The 1601-nt window shown below is 30.2% G+C and carries 2 protein-coding genes; both read left to right on the top strand.

The genetic code is table 11. The features are described 5' to 3' along the window. Positions 1-29: 29 nt before the first annotated feature. Positions 30-1214: a beta-ketoacyl synthase N-terminal-like domain-containing protein gene (locus EZH24_RS11500; RefSeq protein WP_137999232.1), complete on the top strand. Its 1185-nt coding sequence runs from the start codon at positions 30-32 to the stop codon at positions 1212-1214. A 3-nt stretch (positions 1215-1217) separates the two neighbouring features. Next, positions 1218-1562, top strand: coding sequence for an ApeP family dehydratase (locus tag EZH24_RS11505; RefSeq protein WP_137999233.1), 345 nt, complete (start codon positions 1218-1220; stop codon positions 1560-1562). Positions 1563-1601: the final 39 nt, after the last annotated feature.

Genomic DNA, 1601 nt, shown 5'->3' on the forward strand with positions numbered 1-1601 from the left:
ATTACTTCATTATTATTTAAGGCTTTAATATGAATAATCTTTTGCTCGATTTTGGCGTTATCAACTCTATTTCCAAAAATAAAGAAGAATTATATAATAATTACTTTCTAAATATTCCAAACGGATTAAAAGAAAACGGCGATTACGCTTATAATAACGATAAAAAATTTACGCTTGGGAAAATTGAAAATGAATTTTTTGATTTTGAACTTGAAAATCCTTACAATAATAAAATAAATAAAATGGCTTTGCATTCTATTAACCAATTAAAACCTATTATTGACGAAGCGAAAAAAATATACGGAAAAAACAGAATCGGAGTAATTGTCGGAACTTGCGAAAACGGAAGCGATGAAACGAAAGATTTTATATTAAACGGTTCGGTAATATACGAAAAAAGAATTTTGATAATGCAAAGTTTAAATATATGTTGCGATTTTATTCAAAAATATTTCGATGTAAAAGGAATTTCTTTCACAATATCCACCGCATGCACTTCGAGCGCAAACGCGATAATATCGGCGGACGAACTTATAAAAAGCGGAATAATAGATGTGGCGATTGTCGGAGGAGCGGATGTTGTAACCGACACAGTTGTCTACGGTTTCGATTCGCTCGATATAGTAGATTATAATAAAATAAATTCTTTTTCAAAAAACAGAAAAGGAATAAATTTGGGCGAAGGAGCGGCATTCTTTATATTGTCTAAAGAAAATTTTATAAATACTAAAGACGCTATAATGTTGAAAGGTTATGAAAGCAATTCGGATTCGCATCATATTACGAGTCCCGACACTGAAGCAAAATCGACTTCGGCATGCATAAATAACGCTTTGAAAAAATCTAATCTAAAAATAAACGATATAGATTATATAAATCTGCATGGAACGGGAACTATTCTAAACGACATAATGGAAAGCGAAACTATAAATAAAGCTGGAGCGGAAAATATTTATTGCAGTTCGAGTAAAACGGCTTTCGGGCATACGATTGGAGCTGCTGGCGCAATGGAGCTTGGAGTTTGTTATTTGGCTTTATCGAGTTTTAATAAAGAGAAAATACTTCCGAGACATTTATACGATGGAGAATACGATAATAATTTGAAGAAAATAAATTTGGTTGCCGAAAAAATTTCTTTGGAAAAATTAAATAATTGTATGAGCGTGTCTTTCGGATTCGGCGGAAGCAATACTTGTTTGATAATAGGAAAGTAGATTATGAAATATCAATTAAAAATTCTGCATAAAGGAAAAATGCTTTTGATAGACGAAATTGAAAATATCGATTTTGAAAATAAAACCATAATTACTTTTGCGACTATAAACGAAGAGAATATTTTTTATGAAACTAACGGAATTCCAAGTTATATATTAGTCGAATATGTCGCTCAAAGTTGCGCCGCGTATAATTCTTATAATCAAAGTCAAAATAAAAACAATAACGATAAAGAAAAAATAGGATTTATTTTAAATATAAAAAGCGCAAATTGTTATAAAGATAAAGTCAAAGCGGGAGAGAAGATTTATATAAAGGCGAAAGAAACTTTAAGAGAATTCGACTAATATATAACTTGGAATTCCGTTAGTTTCATAAAAAATATT

This window comes from Brachyspira catarrhinii (assembly GCF_005518285.1).
GTDB lineage: Bacteria > Spirochaetota > Brachyspiria > Brachyspirales > Brachyspiraceae > Brachyspira > Brachyspira catarrhinii.